Origin of the sequence: Megamonas sp. Calf98-2 (assembly GCF_900110235.1) — a bacterium.
Lineage (GTDB): Bacteria > Bacillota > Negativicutes > Selenomonadales > Selenomonadaceae > Megamonas > Megamonas funiformis.
In genome coordinates this window covers 41,516-64,367 of sequence record NZ_FOCY01000012.1, presented here as the reverse complement: position 1 = coordinate 64,367, position 22,852 = coordinate 41,516, and the positions used below count along the sequence as shown (strand labels likewise).

Here is a 22,852-nt window from a genome sequence, read left to right as displayed (position 1 = left end):
GAATTGTCAATCCAAGTGCGACACTTCTTTTAAAAATAAATTAAATGGATTATCCCAATTTAAACATTTTCTTGGTCTACTATTTAATAATATTAATTTTTTTATTAAATCATCATTAGATATTTGTCCTAAATCTGTTTTCTTTGGATAATATTCTCTTAATAACCCATTTGAATTTTCGTTACTACCTCTTTGCCATGCTGCATAAGCATCTGCAAAATATACTTTTATATTTAATTTTTCTACTTCTTTGTAACATGCAAATTCTTTTCCTCTATCTGTTGTAAATGTTTTTAATGCCTTTTTTGGTAGTACTTTCACTAATTTTTTTATTGCTTTTAACATTGATGGGGCTGTTCTATCTTTTATTTTTATTGCCACATAAAATCTTGTTTTTCTTTCTACAAATGTTGCTAAACAAGCCTTAGATTTTCCTCTACTAGATACTATGGTATCTAACTCCCAATGTCCAAAAGTTTTTCTACTTTTTACATCTTTTGGTCTAGTTGTGATACTATTTCCTATTAAGAATTTACCACGTGTTTCCTTTTTTCTACGTTTTCCTTTATGTCGTAAATTCTTAAGTGAAATACCTTTTAATTTACCAATATAAATCCAATTATAAATAGTTTTAAAAGAAAGTTTACCATTTAAAAGTGCATTAGAAATTTGTTCTGGAGACCAATTTTCATGTAATTTTTCAGAAATAAGATTAGAAAAAACATCATTATATTTACTAGAGTGAGAAGAATTTTTACGACGTTCAAGATATTTATTGTGAGCAGATGAAGAGATATATTCATTTTCAATTTTATTACGAGATAGTTCTCGAGCAATAGTAGAATGATGACGATGTAAAAATTTAGCAATAAAACGAGTAGAGTAACTTAAGATAGAAAGAACCTCTATACGAATACGTTCAGATATGGTAAGATGATGATAGCTCATTATGAATTTTCCTTTCGTGTAGGTTTGGTGTGGTAACTTTATTTTACATGAAAATTCATAATGAGTTTTTTATTTTTTTAGGTGTCGCACTTCATTATACAATCCATCATTTAAATATTGTATACTTATATTTTTAGTTAATTTTTATATTTTGAATTTATTATATTTATATTTATTTCACCGGTTACTTTTTGTTTATCAATAATTTTTACTTTTCCTTGAGAAATATTATATTGATGAATATCTTCATTTGGTAATCTTAATTCTAAATTCAAAGGTATAATATTCTTTTTATTTTTTTCAAGCTCATCTTCTGGATTTAATTTTGGCCAAATTCCTTTTTTAGTACCTTGAGATACTATTACATCTAACTTTTCAGTTGTATATGAAAGATTTCTTGCATTTTTATCTACTTTTATACGTAAATATACACTAACTATATTAGGTTCAATGTAATATTTTACTATTCCCATATTATTAATATCAATTGTACAATCTGTAATATAATTTTGTGTTAAATCTATTTTTTGATAAACTTTATCTGATTTATTTTCATCAGTGAATTTCTCTAGCATAAACATTGCTAATATAGTTAAAATCACTAAGACTATACTTATAATTTTTCGATTAAATTTGTTCATACTTATTTCGCCATTTCTCTTTAATCTTTTTTAATATACATTTACTGCCTAGTATAATTATAGCTATTACTCCGGGCATACAATTTAATTGACAATTCCCACAAAAACCAGTGCAATTATTTGCCATACCTAGTGAAGATATAGGTATACCTAAAGAAATAAAGAAAGTAATAATTTTATTTTTCATATTTATTTTTCTCTCTTTCCATAAGAAACAGCTTTTACAGGGCAATTATACACACATTCTTCACAAATAATACAATTATATACATTCGTTTGGGCTTTGTTTTGTACAATTTTTATTGATTCCATAGGACAAACTTTACTACATTTTTGACAACCAATACATTTTGTTTTATCAATATTAATCCTTGATACAAAATCAAATTTACAACCTAGAGCATGAATTAGATTTTGCACTGCTCCTACAGGACATAAAAAATTGCAATATCCTCTACCACCTTGGGTAAATAATCCCAAAATAATTACCCATACAAAAGTAGTAATTATCAAAGTTGATGTTAACGAGATAAAATAACCCCAAATAAAATAATTAGTGAATAAATCAAATAAATAAAAATTACAATAGTTACATGCTAATAATCCGCCAAAAAATGGCAAAATCATATAACCTGTAAGCATACCATAGCGAATAGGTGTTATATCTACATATTTACTCCAATTAATTTTGTATTTCGTAGGTATTAAACGACTTAAATATTCAGTACTTGCACCTGCTGGACAAAGTTTCCCACAAAAAATAGCACCTTTAAAGAAAGATATTATCCCCAAAACCACTAAAAAAGAGACAAAAGCAATATCCATAGCAAAGAATTTTCCATCTAATAAATGCTCAATTTGAATACGAAAACAACTACTATGAATAGATATCTCATTGATATCTCGACCAAAAAGATAAAATATAGCCTTAGTAAATAATGCTCCAGGTGCATAAAACAATATAAAACCTAGCATATATCCAATAATTCGTTTTATTTGAAAATACATACAAACTCTCTTTCTAGATAAATTAAGGATAGAGCAAAAATCACCCTATCCTTATTAATAATTAATTACTTATTTTTAATTAGAAATTATAACGTACACCTACACTATATGTGCGACCTGATGTAGCTTCACTAGAATAAAATTCTCTATCAAAAATATTATTGATAGCAAATTGTACACTTGTTGAATCAGAAAGCTGATAATTTATAGCAGTATTTACAATAAAATATGGATCTTCTGCACCATATTCACCAGTTACATCATCAGGTGCTTGTCTTGCACTAACGTATTGACAATCAAGAAGTGCGTTCCACTTATCTTGTTTGTAATTAAATCCTGCGTGCATCAAATGTTTTGGAATACCATAATCATTACTATTTACATCTTTTAAATTAGTACCTGCAACTTTACTTTGTTCTACTTTACCAGATTGCCAAGCATAGTTAAAATATGCAGACCAATTATCATCAAATTGATGATTTGCTTCAAATTCTATTCCACGACGTTTTTCTGTACCATAATTTTCATATTGTTTATATTCTGCTTTATTAGTACCAGGTTTATAATGTGTTGTATATAAAATTTTATCATCTGTTTTTACTTGATACAAGGACAAACCTATATTAGTTCTTTCTGATAATTGTTTTTTCATTCCGATTTCAAATGTATTTGATGTCTCTGGATCAAGATCTGGATTAGCTATAACACCGCCCATATCACCACCACCATCACGGTATACTTGATATAATGGTGGTGGATTAAAAGAATGGCCATATGATACATAATAATTAGTATCTTCATCAGCTTGATAATTTAAAGAAATTTTAGGACTAATTTCATCATATGTTGCTGAATCATAATTTAAACTTCGTGTTACCGCACCTGTTTTTTTATCGTAATAGATACTGTAACCATCTGTTTTTTCAAAATGATCCCATCTTACACCTAAATACATAGTTAATGGATCGCTTATTTGATATTCATCTTGAATAAATAAAGCTATATTTTTAGCTTTACCACCATGTTTTTCATATAAACCATTATTACCCCAATTGGTATTTACAGAACCATGGTCACGCCAATTATTTAAATAAATTCTATCTTGGTCAAAGCTTTCTTGTTTATAGCTACCACCAACTAAAATATTATGTTTACCGATATCTTCCCATACTTTTTGAAAATCAAAATTATATGTTTTTCCTGGATAATATGAGTCAGTACCTTCTCCATTCCAATTAATATTTTTAGCCCCACTTGCATTACTATATCCATTTTTTTTCATATCTAAATAACCAAAATTAGCACTAAATTTATTGGCCTCATCTACATAATTTAATACATGTAAATCAGATTCTTTTTTGCCGTCATAACCAAGATAACTAGAAATACTTGGCGATAAAATCAAACCATTGCCAATATCTACTTTTTCACCAAAAATAGGTTTTCCATTTACAGTTATTGTAGAAAATGGATTTTTATAGCTATATTCACTTTCTGTATGAATATAATTATATTTTAAAGATTTATCTTCATCAAAATCATATTTTATATGTGCAGAAATATTTTCGTTTTCCCATTGTTTTTCTCCACGACCACCTAACAAATACTTGCCCGTACTTAATTGTGGTGGGATATTATCTGGTTTTATATTTGCTGTACCTTTTTTGGCATTTCCTGTATAATAATAGCCTTTAAATCCATCAGATTTACGATTTTCATAGCCTAAACCTACAGATAATTTTTCATCTACTTGCATATTAGCATATACAGCTTTTTTCCATGTATTGTTACTACCATAATCTAAAACAGCATTGATTTTAGATTCACCTTTAGCCATAGTTTGATCTTTTGTAATAATATTTACTACAGCACCTACAGCTCTACCACCATATAATGATGAACCAGCACCTTTTACCACTTCGATACGTTCAATATTTTCAACTGGGAGCATTTCCCATTCCATATTGTTATTATAAGTGGTATTCATTGGCATTCCATCTAATAAAATTAAAATATTATCTGACTCAAAACCTCTAATTTGAATACCACCTTGAGCTACTTGGCTCATATATACACCTGGCAATTGTTGTAATGCCTCAGGTACAGATTTTACATTTCTTTCTTGAATATCTTGTGCTGTTACTACATCTACACTCGCTGGGGTTTCTTTTAATTCTTTTAATGTTTTAGTAGCAGTAACTACCATTTCTTGTAATTGAAAAGTAGGTACTTGTTCTGTTTCTTGAGCCATTGCAAAATTACTATTTAAAATTACACTACCACAAACTAAACTAGTTACTAATAATTTTTGTTTAATATTATACAAAATTTTTCCTCCTAAATATTATTTATGTGTACCAAAAACAACTTTAATATTATTTTTTTGCAGAAAGTCGACAATTTCTTGTATTTTAGGACAAAGAACTTTTTTATGCGTTTGTTCATCTATTATTTCTGTACAAATGCCTACATGGACAATATCTGTTTTTACAGACAATATTCTTTCTAATTTTTCTAATAAACCTTCTTGGTTATTCAATAAAACTTCATCACAACCATTACAAGTCCAAAAAGCAACTAATTTTGTATCATCATTGGTATATTGAGTAAAAAATCCCTTTTTGTTATAAAAAGCATCTAAACAACTAGCACCTGTGCATACATCATTGGCTTTTAAACATGTTAAAATAGCGATATTTTTCATATACATAACCTCTTTAAAATATTTAAATTGTTTATTTAAAATGTTTTGGTAAAAAACGTATATTTATATTGTCATTAGGTAAAGCCTCTATTTTGGTATCAACTTCATATAAATCTTTAATAAATTTTTCAGTTAATAAGTCTTTTGGTTTTCCTGCACCTACAATTTGTCCATCTTTTAAAGCTACTAAACGATCACAATACATAGCAGCAATATTTAAATCATGAATAGCTGCTATAACTGTTAAATTTAAACTCTTTACAATATCCATTATTTGTAATTGATATTTTATATCCAAATGATTTGTTGGCTCATCCAAAACTAAACACTCTGTTTCTTGAGTTAAAGCTCTAGCTAAAATTACACGTTGTTGCTCTCCTCCAGATAAAGTAGTAAAATTTCTTTCAACAAAATCTTTTAATCCTACTTTTTCTAAAGCATTTCTAGCTATTTTATAATCAATTTCATTATCTCTTTCTAAAATTTTTTTATGTGGAGAACGACCCATTAATACTACATCTAAAACTTTAAAGTCAAAATTATAAAAATTATGTTGAGCTACTACAGCTAAATCTAATGCTGTCTGACGAAAAGACAATTCATCTATATTTTTTCCATTAAATAAAATTTTGCCTTCACTAGGTTTCAATATACGGTAAATACATTTTAAAAAAGTAGATTTTCCACTACCATTTGGACCTATTATTCCTAAAAACTCTTTATTTTTTACATCTATGTTTATACCCTTTAAAATTTCTTTATTCCCAATAAACTTTTTTACTTGTTCACTTATTATTTCCATTTAATTACCTCCAAAACCATATGTCTTCTTTATCATTAAATAAACAAAACAAGGAGCTCCTATCAAAGAAATCAAAATTCCTATTGGTAATTCAGTTTTTGGAATAATAATTCTACATAATCCATCAGCTAAAACAAGAAATATTGCTCCTGCTAAAGCCGATATAGGTACTAATTTTTTATGATCAGTACCGACTAACATCCTTATTATATGAGGAATAATTAAACCTACAAATCCAATCATTCCAGCAGCATAAACTACAAATCCTACAATTAAAGAGCTAACCAATAAATATACCTGACGATATATATGCAAATCCCGTCCCAATGTTATAGCTACTTCATCACCTAAAAGCATTAAATTTAAAATACGACTCTGTGTCCAAAAAAATAAGATAGATATCATTACTATTGGTGCAATTATAAAAATACTATCCCACTTAGCACCAGATAAACTACCCATTAACCAAAAAGCAATAGATTGCATTCCTTCTTTATTATTAGCAAAATACACAATAAAACTAGAAAAAGCACTACATACTGCACTTAATGCCATACCAGCTAATAATAATTTTATCGAATTAGCCTTTCCACCAAGATTAGCAATAAATACCACACCTAATGAAATAGTAAATGCTCCAATAAAAGCAGATATCCCTACAAAATTTTCACCCAAAGCAACACCAATACCTAGTAAAATAGCTGCTGTAGCTCCTAAAGAAGCTCCTGAAGAAATACCTAAAATATATGGATCAGCTAAAGGATTTTTTACAATAGCTTGCATAATAACACCACATACGGCTAAACCAGCTCCAACTATTGCAGCTAAAACTAGTCGTGGTAAACGCAATAACCAAATAATATCATGCACAGGTCCTTTTCCTATAGTTTCTATACTTGTACCACTTTGTAATTGTTCTATAATAGTGAAATATATTTTTTCTAATGGTAATTTTACTGTTCCTATACTTAAAGCCCAAAATAATATCATAATCAAAATAATTATCAACAACAAACAAATAAATAGATAATCTGTTTTTCGAAAAAATTCTTGCATTTTACTTCTCCTTATATAATTCTGGATATAAACCTTGTGCCATTATTCTTATACCATCATATGCTCTAATACCAGGACTATATATTGCATAAAGAGGTACAGGATATATTCTTTTATTTTTTACAGCTTTTAATCCTTGTAAAGCCTTATTTTGATAAATTCTATCTAAATACATACGTTCGTCACCATAGTGCTGTTCAGTAATAACGATAAAAATTACATCTGGATCTAAATCAATTAACTGTTCAAAACTAAAACGCTCTACATTAGGTTCCAATAATTCACCATTAACTCGTTGTAAAATATCACCAGCTAAAGTTCGTTCTCCATATACAGAAATATCTTTTCCTAAAAACTCAATAATAATTGCTCTAGGTTTTTTATTTATATTTTTAGTATGCTCTGTAACAAAAGATATTTCTTTTTTCATCTGTCCAACTAATTCATTAGCTCTATCTTTACGATCAAATATCTTACCCAAATCTAAAATATATTGATATTCTTCATCTAAACTATGTTTAGGTTTTATTAATATATTATCATTTATAGATTTTGTTGGAGCAGATGATTTAGCTATATATGTATTTACAGTTCTACTATTCCAATAATCTGTAGTTCCTGCCACTTTTGGTGCAAAAGTAGAATACCAACCTAAAATAAAATCTGGCTCTAACATTGTTATAGTTTCTATATCTAAATTTTGTAATCCAGTATAAGGGATTTTACTATATTCTTCTCGATATTCAGGTCGAAGATATTTCTTGTCAGGAATACCTGTTCCTGCCACAATTCTATCACCAACACCCAAAGCAATTAATGTTTCTACAGAGTTTTGCCAAAAAGCGACTACTTTTTGAGGTGGTTTTTTATATGTTAATTCAAATTCTTCATTTTTAGAGTTTATATTTTTTATTTTTATTGGATAATTATTTTCATTATATGATATATTTAACTGAGACTTTTTTTGTTCCCACAACTGTATAGTATCTGCATTTTCTTTTATAACAGGACTACAACCTGATAATATTATCAACAATACCATTAAATTTATAAATATAATATTTTTCATAAAAACCTCTATAGAAAAGTATAAAGTACACTAAATGTGTACTTTATACTCTTCTTATATTAAACTTAATTAAAATTTATATCTCATACCTACCATATAACAACGACCAGGTTGTGGTGCTGCGCCAATTCCATTATATGCACTATAAGCATTTTCATATGCTTCATTAGTTAAGTTAGTAATAGTTACATATGCTGTTGTATCATCATTAATTTCATAATTTAAATTCCAATCAAGTACAAAGAAATGCTTATCTGTGAATGCTGTTGTATCCATACCAGTATAATAATTAGCTAATAAACCTGTATACCATTTACCATTTTCATAAGATAAGTTAGCAATATAATGATTCGCCGGACGTAAAGCATTTATCATTGTATTAACATTAGAATTATCATCTAAATTAATATCTGGGTCAAACTGCATACCGTCTTTTGCTTTCCACTCATCTTTCATATGACTATATGCTAAGCTCAAATTCCAATGATCATCAAATTGATGGTCCATTGTTAAATTAATAGACTTTTTAGTTTCTTGTGCATTAACATTTTTATTCACAAAATCTTTGTCAACGTCAGACCATACAGAATAATTAGTAATAGCATTATCCATATCAGTCCAATCATAATGAAGTGCTACACTCGTTTTATCATCAATATCTTTGCGTACACCAAACGTCCATACATCTCCTTCTTCATCTTTTAAAGGAGCTCCATTTGGTGTATCTTTTCCATAATCTGCTGATTTTATTGGTCTATATACACTTGCCCATCCTAAATATGCACTAGTTGTATCATCAAAAGCATATTGTGTATTAATTGTTGGTGTAAAAATTATTGATGAAGTATTACCTTGAGATACTGTACCAGCATCATTTGTTTTATCAAAAGTACTATAATTAGAATAACGAATAGCTGGTGTTATATCCCATTTATCAGATAAATGTATTTTATCTTGCACAAATCCTAAAATGCTATCTCTTTCTACATGTGTAGTTTTCCACGTATTATCTTTTCTATTTAAACTTTTAGTATAAGTTTTAGCTTTGTCATAAGTTAAGCCAAATAATAAATCATTATTATCTATAGATTTACCATATTGAAGCTGTAATCCCTGATTTTTTTCATTATATAAAGTAGTAGGACCTGTTTTACTAAATTGATAATTATTTATAAAATCATCCCAAGCAGGAGAGCCTGGAAATGGCACAAAACTACCATCATCTGCTACCCAATCTGGATATCTATCAACACCCCAATAATGATGATCTTGATCATAAAAACGAATAAAGCTTTCCATACCATTTCCTTTATCAAATGTATATGTAATATCAATATCATTATTACGAAAAGCATTATATGAACCACTCAAAGCATCTAATACAAATAAATTTCTATAACCTGGATTCGTAGTATTACCAAATTTACCATCTTCGGTATCTTGAATAATTCTATTCCATTCTGTTTCATTCCAAAAACGATAATCCGGCGCAGTAATTGGATAGCCATCTTTGCCATTTCTATGATTATACCAAATACGTAGGTTTTCTGTATCACTAAAATCTTTATCTATGCGTATATTAGCGCCTTCTTCTTTAAATTCTGTACCCCTATAAGTATAATTTCCCCCAGTAAGACCATCTTTATATTTTGTATCGCCAGACATTTCACGATCCAATGATATAAAATATTTCCATGATTTATCATCACCAGCAGAACCAGAATAAGTTACATTATAATTATGTTTTTTCCATGAACCAGTAGAAAGATCAATAGTTCCTTGATTTTCATCTGCTCCTTTACGAGTAATAATATTAATTACTCCACCTGTAGCATCAGCTCCATAAACTGAAGCGCCAGGACCTTTAATTACTTCAATTTTTTCTACATTATTAATATTTACTACTTGATTTAAATCAACCATCGTTCTAGTCCCACTAGCATTAGAACTACCAAAACGAGTACTAGTAGCATTATCAACACGACGACCATCCACTAAAACAACTACACGAGAATCACCATTAATTGATAAACTATTATTATATGGTGCATAGCCATATTCTCCGCCCCTATATCCAGGGTTTTGAAAAGTCACACCAGGTATACGTTTAATAGCATCTGTTAAATCTTGATAATGACGTTTTTCAATTTCTTCACGAGTAATTACTTTAACATCTCCACCTGTACGATAATAAGACTGTTCTGTAATAGTATTACCAAATTGATCTTTTGTAGCATCCGCTTCTACTACTACAGCATCTAAAGTATATTCATTTAAATTTTCATCAAATGCCGCTTCGGAATATGTTGTCCAATTCATAATACCAAGAGTTACAGCAGCTGCTAGATATTGTTTTTTTAATCTCATTTTTAAACCTGACTTTCTTAATTAATATTTCAAAAATTTACTCCATTTATATAAGAAAAATTATAAATAGCATCTACATTCCAATCAGTCCAATTACCATCAAATTTACCTAAATTAAAAGTAATTCTTTTTTTACTATTTGGTGCTATCTTGCACATAGGCATTTTTTCTGGTTGTCCTACATATTGATAAGAAGTTCCATCATTATTCATAAATGTAATAATAGCTGTGAAATTATTTAATCTAGTAATTTTCAAATCATTTCGTAAATTCTCAAATTCTCCACTCATACATAAATTTTCTCCATCTTTCCATACTTTATAAGTTTTCCATTCTAAAATCATAGTATCTGATGAAGTTTCTGTTGCAAAACTAACTGTTGGAAAAATCATTATCAATAATAAAAAAATAATACATACTTGTCTTTTCAAAAATATCCTCCTCTCTATTTAATTAATTATTATGGTGCTTTATCAAATATTATCATCAAAAATATTCTAATATTTAATAACGAACCAAATAAAAAACCTTTCTGCTTAAAATACAGAAAGGTTTTATTTATAAGTAAAAAATACCTTTTTGCATACAGCAAAAAGGTATAGTTATACATATTCTTCACCATACCGTCTCTCGCAGTAACTTTTATTGGCTACTAAAATTAGGCAGTTCTTCTGGCTCTGCTTCACCGCTCATCTTGCCTTCCCAGTTTCCCAGTGACATATTTAAGACTCGCTCCACATTACAGCTACGGGATAGCACAGGTTTCACACCTGTTTCTCTATTAAGTATTGCTACACCTAACTTTATCTATATTTATCTTTTCATAGATTGTATTTATCTATTACAATTTTGCATTATAAATGATAATATAGTTAATGTCAATAAAAATTTAATCTAATTTTAATCTTTTACCAAATACTATTGTTTTTTTTTATAAAAAATGCTATACTTCTATGCAACAAATGAATAATTCATAATTTAGGTGTACTTTGTACTTAATAGAGAAATCGGTATAAGCCGATGCGGTCCCGCCGCTGTAAGGACGAGCTATATTTCATTTATGTCACTGGGAAACTGGGAAGGCGAAATTATGCAATGACTCCAAGCCAGAAGAACTGCCTATATTATCTTTCCGATTCCTGCGAGTGACATGGATAGGAAAATATATAATATTGCTGAATTTAAATTTATTTTATATATTTATGCCTTCCTTTCTTTTCAGGTTAGGAAGGTATTTTTATTTTTAGGAGGTAATATTTTGTCTGATGTATTAATGTATTTTGAAAAAGGTGGATTAGTAATGTATCCACTACTTATTTGTTCACTAGTTATTATTTTTATTGCTATTGAACGATATCTGTTTTATAAATCTATTGATTCTGGTCATTTATTTACTAAACAATATTGCGATATTCTATCTGGAGAAACGCTAGAAAAAGCTTTTGAATTTGCTAAAACACATAAAGGAGCTTGTGCTAATATTCTAACTCAAGCAAGTCCTTTGCCTACAGTAGAACGTACTGAGGCTTTTATGGAAATGAAGGGTAATATTGTAATGTCTCGTTTACGTGAAAAATTAAGTTATTTAAGTGTAATTACCACATTAGCTCCACTTTTAGGACTTTTAGGAACTATTGTTGGTATGATTACCACATTTAGTATTTTTAATATTCAAGCTGGCCAACCAATGGCCATTACAGGTGGTATCGGTGAAGCTCTAATTGCTACAGCTTCTGGTCTTTGTGTGGCAATTTTATCTTTATGTGTTCATTCTTATCTCTCACATAAAATGAACAATATTATCACTAATATGGAACAATGTTTTTCTGCTTTATCTGAGGCTAAAGTCAGAGGTGCTAATAAATGAAATTAAGAAATTATCGTGAGACTAAACAACCTGATTTAAATATCATTCCAATGATTGATATTATGTTTTTTTTATTGGTATTTTTTATGCTTAGTACGATGTACATGGTAGAACAAAAAACTATTCCTGTAAATTTACCACAAGCTACTTCTGCTACTATTGATAACAAAACTAATTTTACGGTAACCCTAAAGGATGATGGTAGTATTTATCTAGAAGACCAACAAACAGATATTCAAACATTATTAATGCAAGCAACTAAAGAGCAAAAAAATAATCCATCATTTGCTATTATTATTCGAGCAGATAAAGATATTAATTATGACAAAGTAGTTTCTTTTATTGATACATTAAAAAAAGCTGGTATCACTCGTTTTGGTTTAGCAACAAATGGAGCGGGTGGTAATTAATGGATGAACAAAAACGAAAGAAAATCAGTATAATTGGTTCATTTTTATTTCACATATTTATATTTCTTTTTATTTCTATCACTGGATTATTAAAATTCACTACTCTACCACAATATGATGAAATTGTGGAAATAACTTCTGTAAGCGGAAGTGGTGGAGGCAGTGCATCAGCGAATATCACAGACTCTACTTATACACCACCTTTAGAGCCTGCGCCAGTAGAGCAAGCTCCTATAACTCCAGATAGTATTTTACAACATTCTGACATAGCTACCACTAATGTAACTTATGAACAAATTCAAGAATTACAAGAAAAAGTGGAAAAACATGAAATAAGCACAGAGGAAGCAGTAATTGCTCCACCAATAAATAATAATGTTGAACATTCTAATCATCATAATGGTAATAATGCTACTATAAATACTAATGATGATACAGGTTCTGGTAATGGAACTGGTACAGACTCTGGCTCTAGTGAAGGAACAGGTGATGGTGAAAGTTCTGGATCAGGCAGTGGTTCTGGTGTAGGAGATAGCGATGATAATGTTTACAGTAACCCTGCAATTCCTCCCAGAATAGTAAAAAGTCCTACTCCAAAGTATCCTATTAAAGAACGCAATAATAAAATTGAAGGCGTATCCATAGTACGTTTTCTTATTGGTAAAGATGGTAGTATAGAATCTGCTGAAATAATTTCTTCTTCAGGAAGTTCTGCACTTGATGAAGCTGCTTTAAATACAGCATATAAATGGCAATTTTTACCAGCTAAAAATACTAACGGACAAGATGTTAGATGTTATGCTACTCAACCATTTACATTTCAATTAAAATAAAATATCTATATAAAAAAATAGACTAAATTCTGCACTATACAGAATTTAGTCTTAATTAATAAATAAATTAATACAACTAAAAATTTAATAATTATATATTTTTTTTATTTAATGCCGATTTTAATAAACTTTGAATAATTGAATTCGCCTGTTCTACAGAAGATTTCTTTCTCCCTAAAGAGTAATTCATCAAAAATTGTTGATAATCCAAAGAAGTAATATCTTTTAGTCTCTTTTGACCAAAATAATATTTACCAATATTTATATTATTAATAACTATAGGCAAATCTAATTTTCTTATCTGTAAACGATATTCTTTTAACCATTTATCTGCATATTCATTAAAAGTAATATTACTATTTACAATATTATTTGATTTATTTTTATTATAATCTTTTACCTTAAACATGAAATTATTCAAATTTGCCATAATATCACCATACCTTTAAATATTAAAGCCATTAGTTCGGAAAACTGAACTTTATAGATATTTTATCATAGATAAAATACTTTTTCAAATGAGAAATCTATTTTAATATGCACAATATTTTATTTAAAACCTTGACTTGAAGTTCACTCCAAGTAGTATAACAATATATAGAAAAATATTTATTTGGAGGTAATAATATGTCTACATTAAAAAATTTAGCGATTCTTTAATTTTTCCATTAGGAGATAAATTACCAGAACAATTCAGTAAATTTTTTATTGGTCAAGCTCATTTGAATATGCTTACTACTACAGGTGTTTCTATTGGTAACGTTACTTTTGAACCTGCTTGTCGCAACAATTGGCATATTCATCATAAAGGCGGTCAAATATTATTAGTAACAGCTGGCGAAGGATATTATCAAGAATGGGGAAAACCTGCTCAAAAATTAAAAGCTGGTGATGTTGTCAATATTCCTGCAGAAGTAAAACATTGGCATGGTGCTACAAAAGATAGTTTCTTTTCTCATTTAGCTATTGAAGTTCCTGCTGTTGGTGGCTCTAATGAATGGCTTGAACCTGTAACTGATGAAGAATATTTGCAATTAAAATAATAAAAATTCCAGATAAAATTAAATTTATAAACCAGAAACTGCATTTTTAAAATTAACCTAATATAATTTTAGAAGTGCAGTTTTTATTATCTACTCTAAAGAAATTTAAACTTTTAATATCTATATATTTAATATATGTAATTAATTCTTTTTTCTTACTCTTTAGAAAAAACCTTAAGTATTGACACTATATATTATAATATAGAACTTGAGAATAACCTTTACAAAATATTGCTTATTCTCTAATCTAAATATAGTGGTGCATAATCAAAGTTTAATATTAAAGGAGTAGCAAATATGCAAACTAAATTAACTAATATTTTACAAACTCAATTTAATAAAACAATTGAAGATTGTACAAATGAAGAATTGTATACTGGATTATTAATGCTAGTAAAAAATTTAAGCAATGACAGAAAACCAACTTCAACCCCTCGTAAACTTTATTATATTTCTGCTGAATTTTTAATAGGTAAATTATTATCTAACAACCTAATAAATTTAGGTATTTATGATGAAATAAAAACATTACTTGCTGATAATGGCAAAAAATTAAATGATATAGAAGAAATTGAACTCGAACCATCTTTAGGTAATGGTGGTCTTGGAAGACTTGCTGCTTGTTTCTTAGACTCTATTGCAACTTTAAATTTATCTGGCGATGGTGTAGGTTTAAATTACCATTTTGGTTTATTCAAACAAAAATTTGAAAATCATCTTCAAAAAGAAGAAAAAAATCCATGGATTACAGATAAATCTTGGTTAAATGATACCAATATTGGTTTTGATGTTGAATTTAATGGTTTTACTGTTCATTCTAAATTATATGATATTGATGTATTAGGCTATCAAAAAGGCTTAAATAAATTACATCTTTTCGATATTGACACTATTGACGAAACTATCGTCAATGATGGTATTTCTTTTGACCAAAAAGACATTCATAAAAATTTAACTTTATTCCTCTATCCTGATGATAGTACTAAAGAAGGTCAAATGCTTCGTATCTATCAACAGTATTTCATGGTAAGCAACGCTGCACAATTAATCTTGATGGAAGAAAAAGCTAAAGGACATGATTTACATGAACTTTATAAATACGTATGTATCCAAATCAATGATACTCATCCATCTATGGTAATTCCTGAATTAATCAATCGCTTAGTTTTAGAAGGTATCGATTTACATGAAGCTATTGATATCGTATTCAAAACATGTGCATACACAAACCATACTATCTTGGCTGAAGCACTTGAAAAATGGCATCTTGAAGATTTAAAACAAGTAGTACCTCAACTCATTCCTACTATTCAAGAATTAAATGCTATTGCTAAATCTCGCAGTGATAATAAAGCTGTACAAATCATTGATGAACATAACCTTGTGCATATGGCTCATATGGATATTCATTTTGGCTATAGTATCAATGGTGTTGCTTCCTTGCATACTGAAATTCTCAAAAATAGCGAATTAAAAGCTTTCTATGAATTATACCCAGAAAAATTCAACAACAAAACAAATGGTATCACTTTCCGCCGTTGGTTATTGCACTGCAACAATGAATTAAGTCAATATATCACATCTTTAATTGGTGATGAATACAAAACTGATGCTACAAAATTAAAAGATTTATTGATATTTGTTGATGATGAAACTGTTTTAAATAAACTCTTAACTATTAAACAAAATCGTAAACAGGATTTATGCAACTATTTAAATAAAACAATGCATTTGACTTTAAATCCAAATAGCATTTTTGATATTCAAATTAAACGTTTACATGAATATAAACGTCAACAAATGAATTTACTCTACATCATTCAACTTCTTCAAAAAATCCGCAGTGGTTATGTTCCTTCTACACCTATTACTTTCATTTTTGGCGCTAAAGCTGCACCAGCTTATATCATTGCTAAAGACATAATTCATGCTATCTTATGTCTTCAAGATATTATCGCTAAAGACCCTGTAGCTTCTAAATATATTCAAGTAGTAATGGTAGAAAACTACAACGTAACTAACGCTGAAAAACTCATTCCTGCTTGCGATTTCTCCGAACAGATTTCTCTTGCAAGTAAAGAAGCTAGTGGTACTGGTAATATGAAATTCATGCTCAATGGTGCTATTACAATCGGTACTGAAGACGGTGCTAATGTAGAAATTCATGAACTTGTTGGTGATGACAATATCTATATTTTCGGTGAAAGTAGTGATGATGTTATCGCTCATTACAACAACAATGATTATGATGCAGGAAAATACTATAATAATGATGAAATCATTAAAAATGCAGTAGACTTCTTAATTTCTGAAGAAATGACTTCTATTGGACAGACAGAAAATCTCCACCGTTTACATCACGAATTAATTTCTAAAGATTGGTTCATGAGTTTATTAGATTTAAAAGCTTATATTCAAACAAAAGACCAAGCATATAATGATTACGAAGACCGTTTAGCTTGGGCTAAAAAATCTTTAATCAATATAGCTAACGCTGGTTACTTCTCCAGTGACCGCACAATCGCTGAATATAACCATGACATTTGGCACTTAGACAAATAAGTTTAAACAAACTTAATGATTTAATTCTATAAAAAATACCTAATGAGCTATGTATAAAGCAAAATTTATCACATAAACTCATTAGGTATTTTTTTATTCTATATCTTTTTCACTGATTACCATAATTTTATTATCTTTTAATAATTTAGCAAACAATCCATTTCCTTCTACTAATGTATGGGAAAAAGTTCCATCATAAATTGTTTTACTGCCACATGTTGGACTATTCGCCTTCAATATAGCCAAATCTATATTTTTATCTTTTAATTTTTTCCATGCCATATCTACACCATGAAGAAAAATCTCCGTCATATCCTCATTATCCTGCGTTATGACTTTATTATCTTTTATTTCTACAGGCTTTCTAGGAATACTAAGTCCTGTCAATATTTCTGGGCAAATTTTATATACTTCTTTATCTTTTAGCAAATGCTCTATTTCTTCATTATAATTATTTTTGCCATTATATTTACAATTATCACCTAAAAGACAAGCACTTACTGCAATCTTTGAACTTAAATATATTTTTAATTTATTTACGATTTTTTCATCAGCTGTAAGCCAATTTACACTATCTAATTCATCTTTTGTCAGCCACTTTGCCTCATCATGTATTTCTTCATTGATTACAAAATCATCTATATTACAAATATAGCAATCCATAATCATATGAAAATTAGGATACGTATAATCTATCGTAGCAAAGTAGCTATCAATTTCAATATTAGCATTTAATTCTTCTTTTATTTCTCTAATTAATGCTGTTTTTTTATCTTCTCCTTCTTCTATCTTTCCACCAGGGAATTCCCAACCACCTTTAAACTCCCCATAACTTCTTTTAGTTGCCAGAATTTTATCTTTATCTTTAATTATCGCTGCTACAACTCTTATACTTTTCATATCTTCACCTTATATCTTAAAATTTAATTATATTTATATCACTCTTTCTATTATATTATTCTTATAAATCATAGTACAAGAAATTTATCAAAATAACCTTACCCCAAAATTGCAAATAAAAAAGAGTTTAACTCTATTTATCATAAAATTAAACTCTTTTCTCCTAAATTTTTATCCTATCAGAAAATTCGATTATAGAAATCATCACTATAATAAGCTCTATCACCATAAAATTTATAATTATAAGCCAAAACAAAGGCTATTTCTCCTGCTGGCATAGATATACCTGTTTCTGCCCAACTACCTTGAGGATTTAAATATCTCCAATTATCATTATTATTAAAATCTGCATACATCTGACCTAAATCACTATTATAGAAAAAACGATATGTATGTACATTTTTTATTTCTGTGCTTCTTCTATCCGCATTATCTACACGCACCACATTAACAGCGATAATATATTGTGGTGGTCCATATTTTTGTACATTTAAAGAACTTCTATCCACATACCATGCTGAACCCATATGTCCATCACATAAAATAAAATTTTTATCTCCATATAAATGAGTAGGATAATTTGCAAATGCTGTACATGAACACATCATTATACTTAACATAGATAATAGCATAAAAAATTTTTTAAACTTTTCATCATCAAGCACTCCTTAAACTTATAAATATTTATCTAAATTTATTATAAGTCTTTATATTTATTATGCCTATTCTATATAATCTTAATAATGAAACCAACTGTACTATATTTAATTAATTTAAATTAAATGCAAAAAGGCAAAATATAATATTTTACCATTATATTTTGCCTTAATTTTATTAATATGTGCCTACAGTTGTTTTGCCTGCAATTACTTTTTGTTCTTTTTCAAATTTTAATAAGCTATATTGGTCAAAATTAGTAGCTATCATAATAGTGATTGGATTATATCCAGCTTTTTTGATTTTTTCAATATCAATTTCTACTAATTTATCGCCAACTTTTACTTCGTCGCCAGCTTTGACTAAAACTTTGAAGCCATCGCCTTTCATATTGACTGTATCAATACCTATATGAATTAAAATTTCCATATCTGTATCAAGCTTAAGTCCAAGAGCATGTCCTGTTTCTTCCATTACCATCATTACAGAACCATTAGCTGGTGCAGTAATATATTTTTCAGTTGGAATGATTGCTACACCATCACCCATAGCACGAGAAGCAAATGCTTCATCAGGTACATTTTCAATAGATACTAAATCACCAGTTGCAAAAGCTTTCAAACTTGGAGATTTATCTGTGTTAGAAACTAATTCTTCTTTTTGAAGTACATCAGGAGCTTGAAGTAAAGCTTCAAAACGTTCACGAACTTGTGGTACAGAAAGACCTACAATTACTTGAATAGCACAACCATTATGCACTAATCCATGAGCACCTGCAGCCATAAATACATTTGTATCTTTTACTAAGCTATCATCTTTTACAGTTACACGAAGACGAGTAGCGCAGTTTGTAACATCTACGATATTATTTTTACCACCTAAAGCTTCTAAAAATGCAGCAGCTTTTCTATCACGTTCATCGCCTGCTACTTTTTGTTTGTAATCAGCTTTTCTATAAAGTTTGATTTCTTCGTCATCCCCACGACCAGGAGTCTTCAAATTAAGTTTTACAATTAAAAATCTAAATACAACAAACCAAATACATGTGAAGATTAAACCAATGATTATTTGTGTGAGATATGTGTCCCAATGATTATTGAAAAGTGGTATCCAGTTTTGGAATAAATCTGTATCAAGTAAACCACCACCAAAATTACCAGTTACACCAAAGAAATACATAGTAGCTGCTAAAGTACCAGCTAAAATTGCATGAATTAAGAACAATACAGGAGCAACGAATAAGAATGTAAATTCAAGAGGTTCAGTAATACCACATAATACTGCTACAATTGCTGCTGGGAATAACAAAGAACCCACTCTTTTACGATTTTCTTTCTTAGCAGAGAAATAAATAGCAAGTGCGATACCAGGGCAACCAAACATTTTACTCATACCATGTAAAGCAAAACCACCTTGTGGGAATAATTCAATAAGAGGTTTTGTTGATTGAGCAAATTCTTGAATATGTTGAAGCCAATAAGCCTGTATACCACCATCTACAACTGCTGGACCATAAATAAATGGAATATAGATAAAATGATGAAGACCTGTAGGTATTAAAATACGTTCAAGGGATGTATATACCCAAACACCAAGTACACCTGCACCAGTCAAGAAACCTTGTAATGATGCGATTAATGATTGGAAATGTGGCCAAATCAAGCAAAATAAAAGTGCTATAGGTAACATTAGTACAAAACCTGCAATAACAACTAAAGAAGAACCTTTAAACAGACCAAGCCATTCTGGTACATCAACATCAAATAGTTTATTATGTAACCATACAGCTATTGAAGAAATTAAAATAGCACCAACCATACTTGTATCAAGTGTTTTAATATTAGCAATTGTTGTCAGACCACTACCTGGAACAGCTTCTTGTGCAAAATCTACGCCAAAACTTGCTCCCCATAAATTGAGCATTGCGGATATAAAATAATTAAAAATAAGATATATTAAAAATGCTTCCATTACAGCTCTAGCATTTTCTTTTTTAGCCAAACCAATAGGTAGACCAATTACAAATAATAAAGGTAATTGATTAAATACTGTCCAAGCACCTTGTTCGACAATATACCAAAAATCATACCAACCCGTACCTTTTTCGGCTATAGAACCTAATATCATTGGATTTTTACACAAAATTGACACTGCTACAAAGATACCAAAAACCCCAAACATTATGACCGGTGTGAACATCGCACCACCAAAACGTTGAATTTTTTGCATCACAACATCTTTATTAAATGCCATTTCTCTCGCCAACCTTTCTCATTCCCTTAAATATTACACTAATATTACTATTTATGTAAAACTTCTGAATACTTTATTCAAAAATCAAGGCACAAAGTAATATGCTCTGTGCCTTGATTTTTTAGTAATACAATTCTCTTAATATATACTTCTCTTTATTATTTTAATTCAGGCCAATAATCTTTATTTGCTTCAATTAAATCATCTAAAATAGCTTTTGCTACAGATGCACTTGGTACTGTTTTAGATAAAGTGAGTGCTTGCCATAATTTCTGATAGCTACCTGTAATCCATGCTTCTACAACAAGTTTTTCTACAGATACTTGCTGTTCCATCAAACCTTTTTGGAATTGAGGAATTTTACCGATGCAAACTTTTTCATAACCATTAGAACCAACGATACAAGGAATTTCTACCATAGCTGTTGGATCAAAGTTAAAAATAGCACCATCATTTGGTACGATTAAAAGCATACGAGCTTTTTTATTGAAAGCAATAGCTTCTGCAAGGTCTACGATATAGCTTGCATGGTCATCACTTTGGAATTTACAATCAACAGCTGTACCTTTTTCTACAATTTCTTTAGCTGCTGCAAATACATTTTTTTCACGATGTTCCATAACTTCATTTGCACGAGTATGGTCTGGATGTTGATTGTCATGATTAAATACATAATCAGAGAATAAGTAATATTTTAAATATGTGTTTGGTAATGTATCTGGGTCAACAGCATAAACATCTTTAGCTTTGCCAAAAGTATCATTCCAACTAGCTTCATCATTATGAGCTTCTGGATTTACAATATAACCATATTTAGCAACATGTTCTTTGATACGTGGCATTAAATCATTACCATCTTTATCGCGGATATCACACCACCAACCAAAATGATTAAGTCCATAATAGCGAACAGTCATATCTTTTCTGCCACCTGGAAGACCTAAAATTTCAGCCATTCTGTCTTCAATACCTACTGGCATATCGCAGATGTTGATGATTTTAGAATTTGGACGAAGTCTTCTAGTTGCTTCAGCTACGATAGCTGCTGGGTTAGAGTAGTTGAGCATCCAAGCATTTGGAGAATATTTTTCCATATAATCTAAGATTTCAATAACTCCACCAATAGAACGCATACCATAAGCAATTCCACCAGGACCACAAGTTTCTTGACCAAATACGCCATGTTTCATTGGAATTTTTTCATCTTTTTCACGCATTGCATATTTACCAACGCGAATGTGAGCCATTACAAAATCTATGTCAGTGAATGCTTCTTTTGGATCTGTTGTATAAGAAAATGCAATTTCAGGTGCACGTTCTTTTAATAATATTTCACATGCTTTAGCAATTTTTTCCTGACGTTCTGCATCATTATCATAAAATTTAATCTGACGAAGTGGGAAACGGTCTGCATGATCTAAAAGCATCATTACAATACCTGGTGTAAAAGTACTTCCGCCACCTGCAATTACGATTGAAGATTTTTTCATAATTAAAACCCCTTTTCTTTAATCATAAATTTCATTTATGTATTAGTTTTTATTTTTTATCAACCTCATGGCTATATAATAATCTAATATATTCATAAATTCAATAGTTTCAAGGGTTTTAGAGTTTTATTACCTTCACTTGCACTTTATCACAGCCCATGTGATATATCACATCACTATTAAAATACTATATATATTATAAATACTAATGCTTTTATTATTTCCCAAAATTGATATAAATA

At 29.3% G+C, this 22,852-nt stretch carries 21 protein-coding genes and 2 riboswitches; of the genes, 5 read left to right on the top strand and 16 right to left on the bottom strand.

The annotated features are described in order from the left end of the window. Positions 1 to 6 precede the first annotated feature (6 nt). The 11 genes from BMX03_RS05140 to BMX03_RS05090 form a co-directional block, all read right to left on the bottom strand. Positions 7 to 948: an IS30 family transposase gene (locus BMX03_RS05140; RefSeq protein ID WP_091694211.1), complete on the bottom strand. Its 942-nt coding sequence runs from the start codon at positions 946 to 948 to the stop codon at positions 7 to 9. Positions 949 to 1,085: 137 nt separating this feature from the next. After that, positions 1,086 to 1,589 (bottom strand): hypothetical protein, encoded by a 504-nt coding sequence (locus BMX03_RS05135; RefSeq protein WP_091694208.1) that lies wholly within the window; start codon positions 1,587 to 1,589, stop codon positions 1,086 to 1,088. After that, the gene (locus BMX03_RS11240; protein WP_008537437.1) at positions 1,576 to 1,776 is read right to left on the bottom strand and encodes a hypothetical protein; all 201 of its coding nucleotides are present in this window, start codon (positions 1,774 to 1,776) and stop codon (positions 1,576 to 1,578) included. Before BMX03_RS11240 ends, BMX03_RS05135 begins: the two co-directional genes overlap by 14 nt. Before the next feature lie 2 nt (positions 1,777 to 1,778). Further along, entirely contained in the window at positions 1,779 to 2,597 is an 819-nt protein-coding gene (locus BMX03_RS05125) for a 4Fe-4S binding protein (protein WP_008537436.1), read from the bottom strand. Positions 2,598 to 2,676: 79 nt separating this feature from the next. Next, the gene (locus BMX03_RS05120; protein ID WP_008537435.1) at positions 2,677 to 4,923 is read right to left on the bottom strand and encodes a TonB-dependent receptor; all 2,247 of its coding nucleotides are present in this window, start codon (positions 4,921 to 4,923) and stop codon (positions 2,677 to 2,679) included. A gap of 18 nt (positions 4,924 to 4,941) precedes the next feature. Then, positions 4,942 to 5,301, bottom strand: coding sequence for a CGGC domain-containing protein (locus BMX03_RS05115; protein WP_008537434.1), 360 nt, complete (start codon positions 5,299 to 5,301; stop codon positions 4,942 to 4,944). Between the two features lie 31 nt (positions 5,302 to 5,332). Then, positions 5,333 to 6,103, bottom strand: coding sequence for an ABC transporter ATP-binding protein (locus BMX03_RS05110; RefSeq protein ID WP_008537433.1), 771 nt, complete (start codon positions 6,101 to 6,103; stop codon positions 5,333 to 5,335). Beyond that, the gene (locus BMX03_RS05105; protein ID WP_008537432.1) at positions 6,104 to 7,159 is read right to left on the bottom strand and encodes a FecCD family ABC transporter permease; all 1,056 of its coding nucleotides are present in this window, start codon (positions 7,157 to 7,159) and stop codon (positions 6,104 to 6,106) included. Position 7,160: 1 nt separating this feature from the next. Then, complete coding sequence (locus BMX03_RS05100) at positions 7,161 to 8,228, bottom strand: ABC transporter substrate-binding protein (protein WP_022228477.1); 1,068 nt, start codon at positions 8,226 to 8,228, stop codon at positions 7,161 to 7,163. Positions 8,229 to 8,297: 69 nt separating this feature from the next. Beyond that, complete coding sequence (locus tag BMX03_RS05095; RefSeq protein ID WP_091694206.1) at positions 8,298 to 10,595, bottom strand: TonB-dependent receptor; 2,298 nt, start codon at positions 10,593 to 10,595, stop codon at positions 8,298 to 8,300. 29 nt (positions 10,596 to 10,624) lie between these two features. Then, a complete protein-coding gene (locus BMX03_RS05090) occupies positions 10,625 to 11,026 on the bottom strand; it encodes a hypothetical protein (protein WP_255361417.1) in 402 nt (133 codons plus the stop codon). A 212-nt stretch (positions 11,027 to 11,238) separates the two neighbouring features. Continuing rightward, a riboswitch (cobalamin riboswitch) is annotated at positions 11,239 to 11,411 on the bottom strand. 147 nt (positions 11,412 to 11,558) lie between these two features. Further along, positions 11,559 to 11,733, top strand: a riboswitch (cobalamin riboswitch). A 120-nt stretch (positions 11,734 to 11,853) separates the two neighbouring features. On the opposite strand from BMX03_RS05090, the gene BMX03_RS05085 reads away from it, so the two are divergent. From BMX03_RS05085 to BMX03_RS05075, 3 genes are read left to right on the top strand one after another with little or no spacing between them, the layout of a single operon-like run. Continuing rightward, complete coding sequence (locus BMX03_RS05085) at positions 11,854 to 12,462, top strand: MotA/TolQ/ExbB proton channel family protein (protein ID WP_008537421.1); 609 nt, start codon at positions 11,854 to 11,856, stop codon at positions 12,460 to 12,462. After that, a complete protein-coding gene (locus tag BMX03_RS05080; RefSeq protein WP_022228474.1) occupies positions 12,459 to 12,872 on the top strand; it encodes an ExbD/TolR family protein in 414 nt (137 codons plus the stop codon). The genes BMX03_RS05085 and BMX03_RS05080 overlap by 4 nt, the downstream gene beginning before the upstream one ends. Next, positions 12,872 to 13,705, top strand: a complete 834-nt coding sequence (locus BMX03_RS05075; RefSeq protein ID WP_091694204.1) for an energy transducer TonB — start codon at positions 12,872 to 12,874, stop codon at positions 13,703 to 13,705. Before BMX03_RS05080 ends, BMX03_RS05075 begins: the two co-directional genes overlap by 1 nt. A 91-nt stretch (positions 13,706 to 13,796) precedes the next feature. Here BMX03_RS05075 and BMX03_RS05070 read toward each other — a convergent pair whose 3' ends face one another. Next, positions 13,797 to 14,135: a hypothetical protein gene (locus BMX03_RS05070; protein ID WP_022228472.1), complete on the bottom strand. Its 339-nt coding sequence runs from the start codon at positions 14,133 to 14,135 to the stop codon at positions 13,797 to 13,799. 298 nt (positions 14,136 to 14,433) lie between these two features. On the opposite strand from BMX03_RS05070, the gene BMX03_RS05065 reads away from it, so the two are divergent. Further along, positions 14,434 to 14,748, top strand: a complete 315-nt coding sequence (locus tag BMX03_RS05065) for a cupin domain-containing protein (RefSeq protein ID WP_225092151.1) — start codon at positions 14,434 to 14,436, stop codon at positions 14,746 to 14,748. A gap of 297 nt (positions 14,749 to 15,045) precedes the next feature. Then, positions 15,046 to 17,310 carry a glycogen/starch/alpha-glucan phosphorylase gene (locus BMX03_RS05060; protein ID WP_091694199.1) on the top strand — a complete coding sequence of 755 codons (2,265 nt, stop codon included), beginning with the start codon at positions 15,046 to 15,048 and terminating at the stop codon, positions 17,308 to 17,310. A 93-nt stretch (positions 17,311 to 17,403) separates the two neighbouring features. Here the strand turns inward: BMX03_RS05060 and BMX03_RS05055 are convergent, their stop codons facing one another. The 4 genes from BMX03_RS05055 to BMX03_RS05040 all read right to left on the bottom strand — a co-directional run bounded on the left by BMX03_RS05055 (position 17,404) and on the right by BMX03_RS05040 (position 22,610). Next, positions 17,404 to 18,210 carry a 2-thiouracil desulfurase family protein gene (locus tag BMX03_RS05055; protein ID WP_091694196.1) on the bottom strand — a complete coding sequence of 269 codons (807 nt, stop codon included), beginning with the start codon at positions 18,208 to 18,210 and terminating at the stop codon, positions 17,404 to 17,406. A gap of 179 nt (positions 18,211 to 18,389) precedes the next feature. Further along, the gene (locus BMX03_RS05050; protein WP_255361416.1) at positions 18,390 to 18,830 is read right to left on the bottom strand and encodes a hypothetical protein; all 441 of its coding nucleotides are present in this window, start codon (positions 18,828 to 18,830) and stop codon (positions 18,390 to 18,392) included. A gap of 214 nt (positions 18,831 to 19,044) precedes the next feature. After that, positions 19,045 to 21,120: an alpha-glucoside-specific PTS transporter subunit IIBC gene (locus BMX03_RS05045; protein ID WP_022228467.1), complete on the bottom strand. Its 2,076-nt coding sequence runs from the start codon at positions 21,118 to 21,120 to the stop codon at positions 19,045 to 19,047. Positions 21,121 to 21,278: 158 nt separating this feature from the next. Continuing rightward, positions 21,279 to 22,610, bottom strand: a complete 1,332-nt coding sequence (locus BMX03_RS05040) for a 6-phospho-alpha-glucosidase (RefSeq protein WP_091694189.1) — start codon at positions 22,608 to 22,610, stop codon at positions 21,279 to 21,281. Positions 22,611 to 22,852 lie beyond the last annotated feature (242 nt).

Excerpts from the sequence above, each read along its gene's own strand:
- BMX03_RS05140 (WP_091694211.1), bottom strand. The coding sequence starts at position 948 with ATGAGCTATCATCATCTTACCATATCTGAACGTATTCGTATAGAGGTT.
- BMX03_RS05135 (WP_091694208.1), bottom strand. The coding sequence starts at position 1,589 with ATGAACAAATTTAATCGAAAAATTATAAGTATAGTCTTAGTGATTTTA.
- BMX03_RS11240 (WP_008537437.1), bottom strand. The coding sequence starts at position 1,776 with ATGAAAAATAAAATTATTACTTTCTTTATTTCTTTAGGTATACCTATA.
- BMX03_RS05125 (WP_008537436.1), bottom strand. The coding sequence starts at position 2,597 with ATGTATTTTCAAATAAAACGAATTATTGGATATATGCTAGGTTTTATA.
- BMX03_RS05115 (WP_008537434.1), bottom strand. The coding sequence starts at position 5,301 with ATGAAAAATATCGCTATTTTAACATGTTTAAAAGCCAATGATGTATGC.
- BMX03_RS05110 (WP_008537433.1), bottom strand. The coding sequence starts at position 6,103 with ATGGAAATAATAAGTGAACAAGTAAAAAAGTTTATTGGGAATAAAGAA.
- BMX03_RS05105 (WP_008537432.1), bottom strand. The coding sequence starts at position 7,159 with ATGCAAGAATTTTTTCGAAAAACAGATTATCTATTTATTTGTTTGTTG.
- BMX03_RS05100 (WP_022228477.1), bottom strand. The coding sequence starts at position 8,228 with ATGAAAAATATTATATTTATAAATTTAATGGTATTGTTGATAATATTA.
- BMX03_RS05095 (WP_091694206.1), bottom strand. The coding sequence starts at position 10,595 with ATGAGATTAAAAAAACAATATCTAGCAGCTGCTGTAACTCTTGGTATT.
- BMX03_RS05080 (WP_022228474.1), top strand. The coding sequence starts at position 12,459 with ATGAAATTAAGAAATTATCGTGAGACTAAACAACCTGATTTAAATATC.
- BMX03_RS05075 (WP_091694204.1), top strand. The coding sequence starts at position 12,872 with ATGGATGAACAAAAACGAAAGAAAATCAGTATAATTGGTTCATTTTTA.
- BMX03_RS05070 (WP_022228472.1), bottom strand. The coding sequence starts at position 14,135 with ATGGCAAATTTGAATAATTTCATGTTTAAGGTAAAAGATTATAATAAA.
- BMX03_RS05065 (WP_225092151.1), top strand. The coding sequence starts at position 14,434 with ATGCTTACTACTACAGGTGTTTCTATTGGTAACGTTACTTTTGAACCT.
- BMX03_RS05060 (WP_091694199.1), top strand. The coding sequence starts at position 15,046 with ATGCAAACTAAATTAACTAATATTTTACAAACTCAATTTAATAAAACA.
- BMX03_RS05055 (WP_091694196.1), bottom strand. The coding sequence starts at position 18,210 with ATGAAAAGTATAAGAGTTGTAGCAGCGATAATTAAAGATAAAGATAAA.
- BMX03_RS05050 (WP_255361416.1), bottom strand. The coding sequence starts at position 18,830 with ATGTTAAGTATAATGATGTGTTCATGTACAGCATTTGCAAATTATCCT.
- BMX03_RS05045 (WP_022228467.1), bottom strand. The coding sequence starts at position 21,120 with ATGGCATTTAATAAAGATGTTGTGATGCAAAAAATTCAACGTTTTGGT.
- BMX03_RS05040 (WP_091694189.1), bottom strand. The coding sequence starts at position 22,610 with ATGAAAAAATCTTCAATCGTAATTGCAGGTGGCGGAAGTACTTTTACA.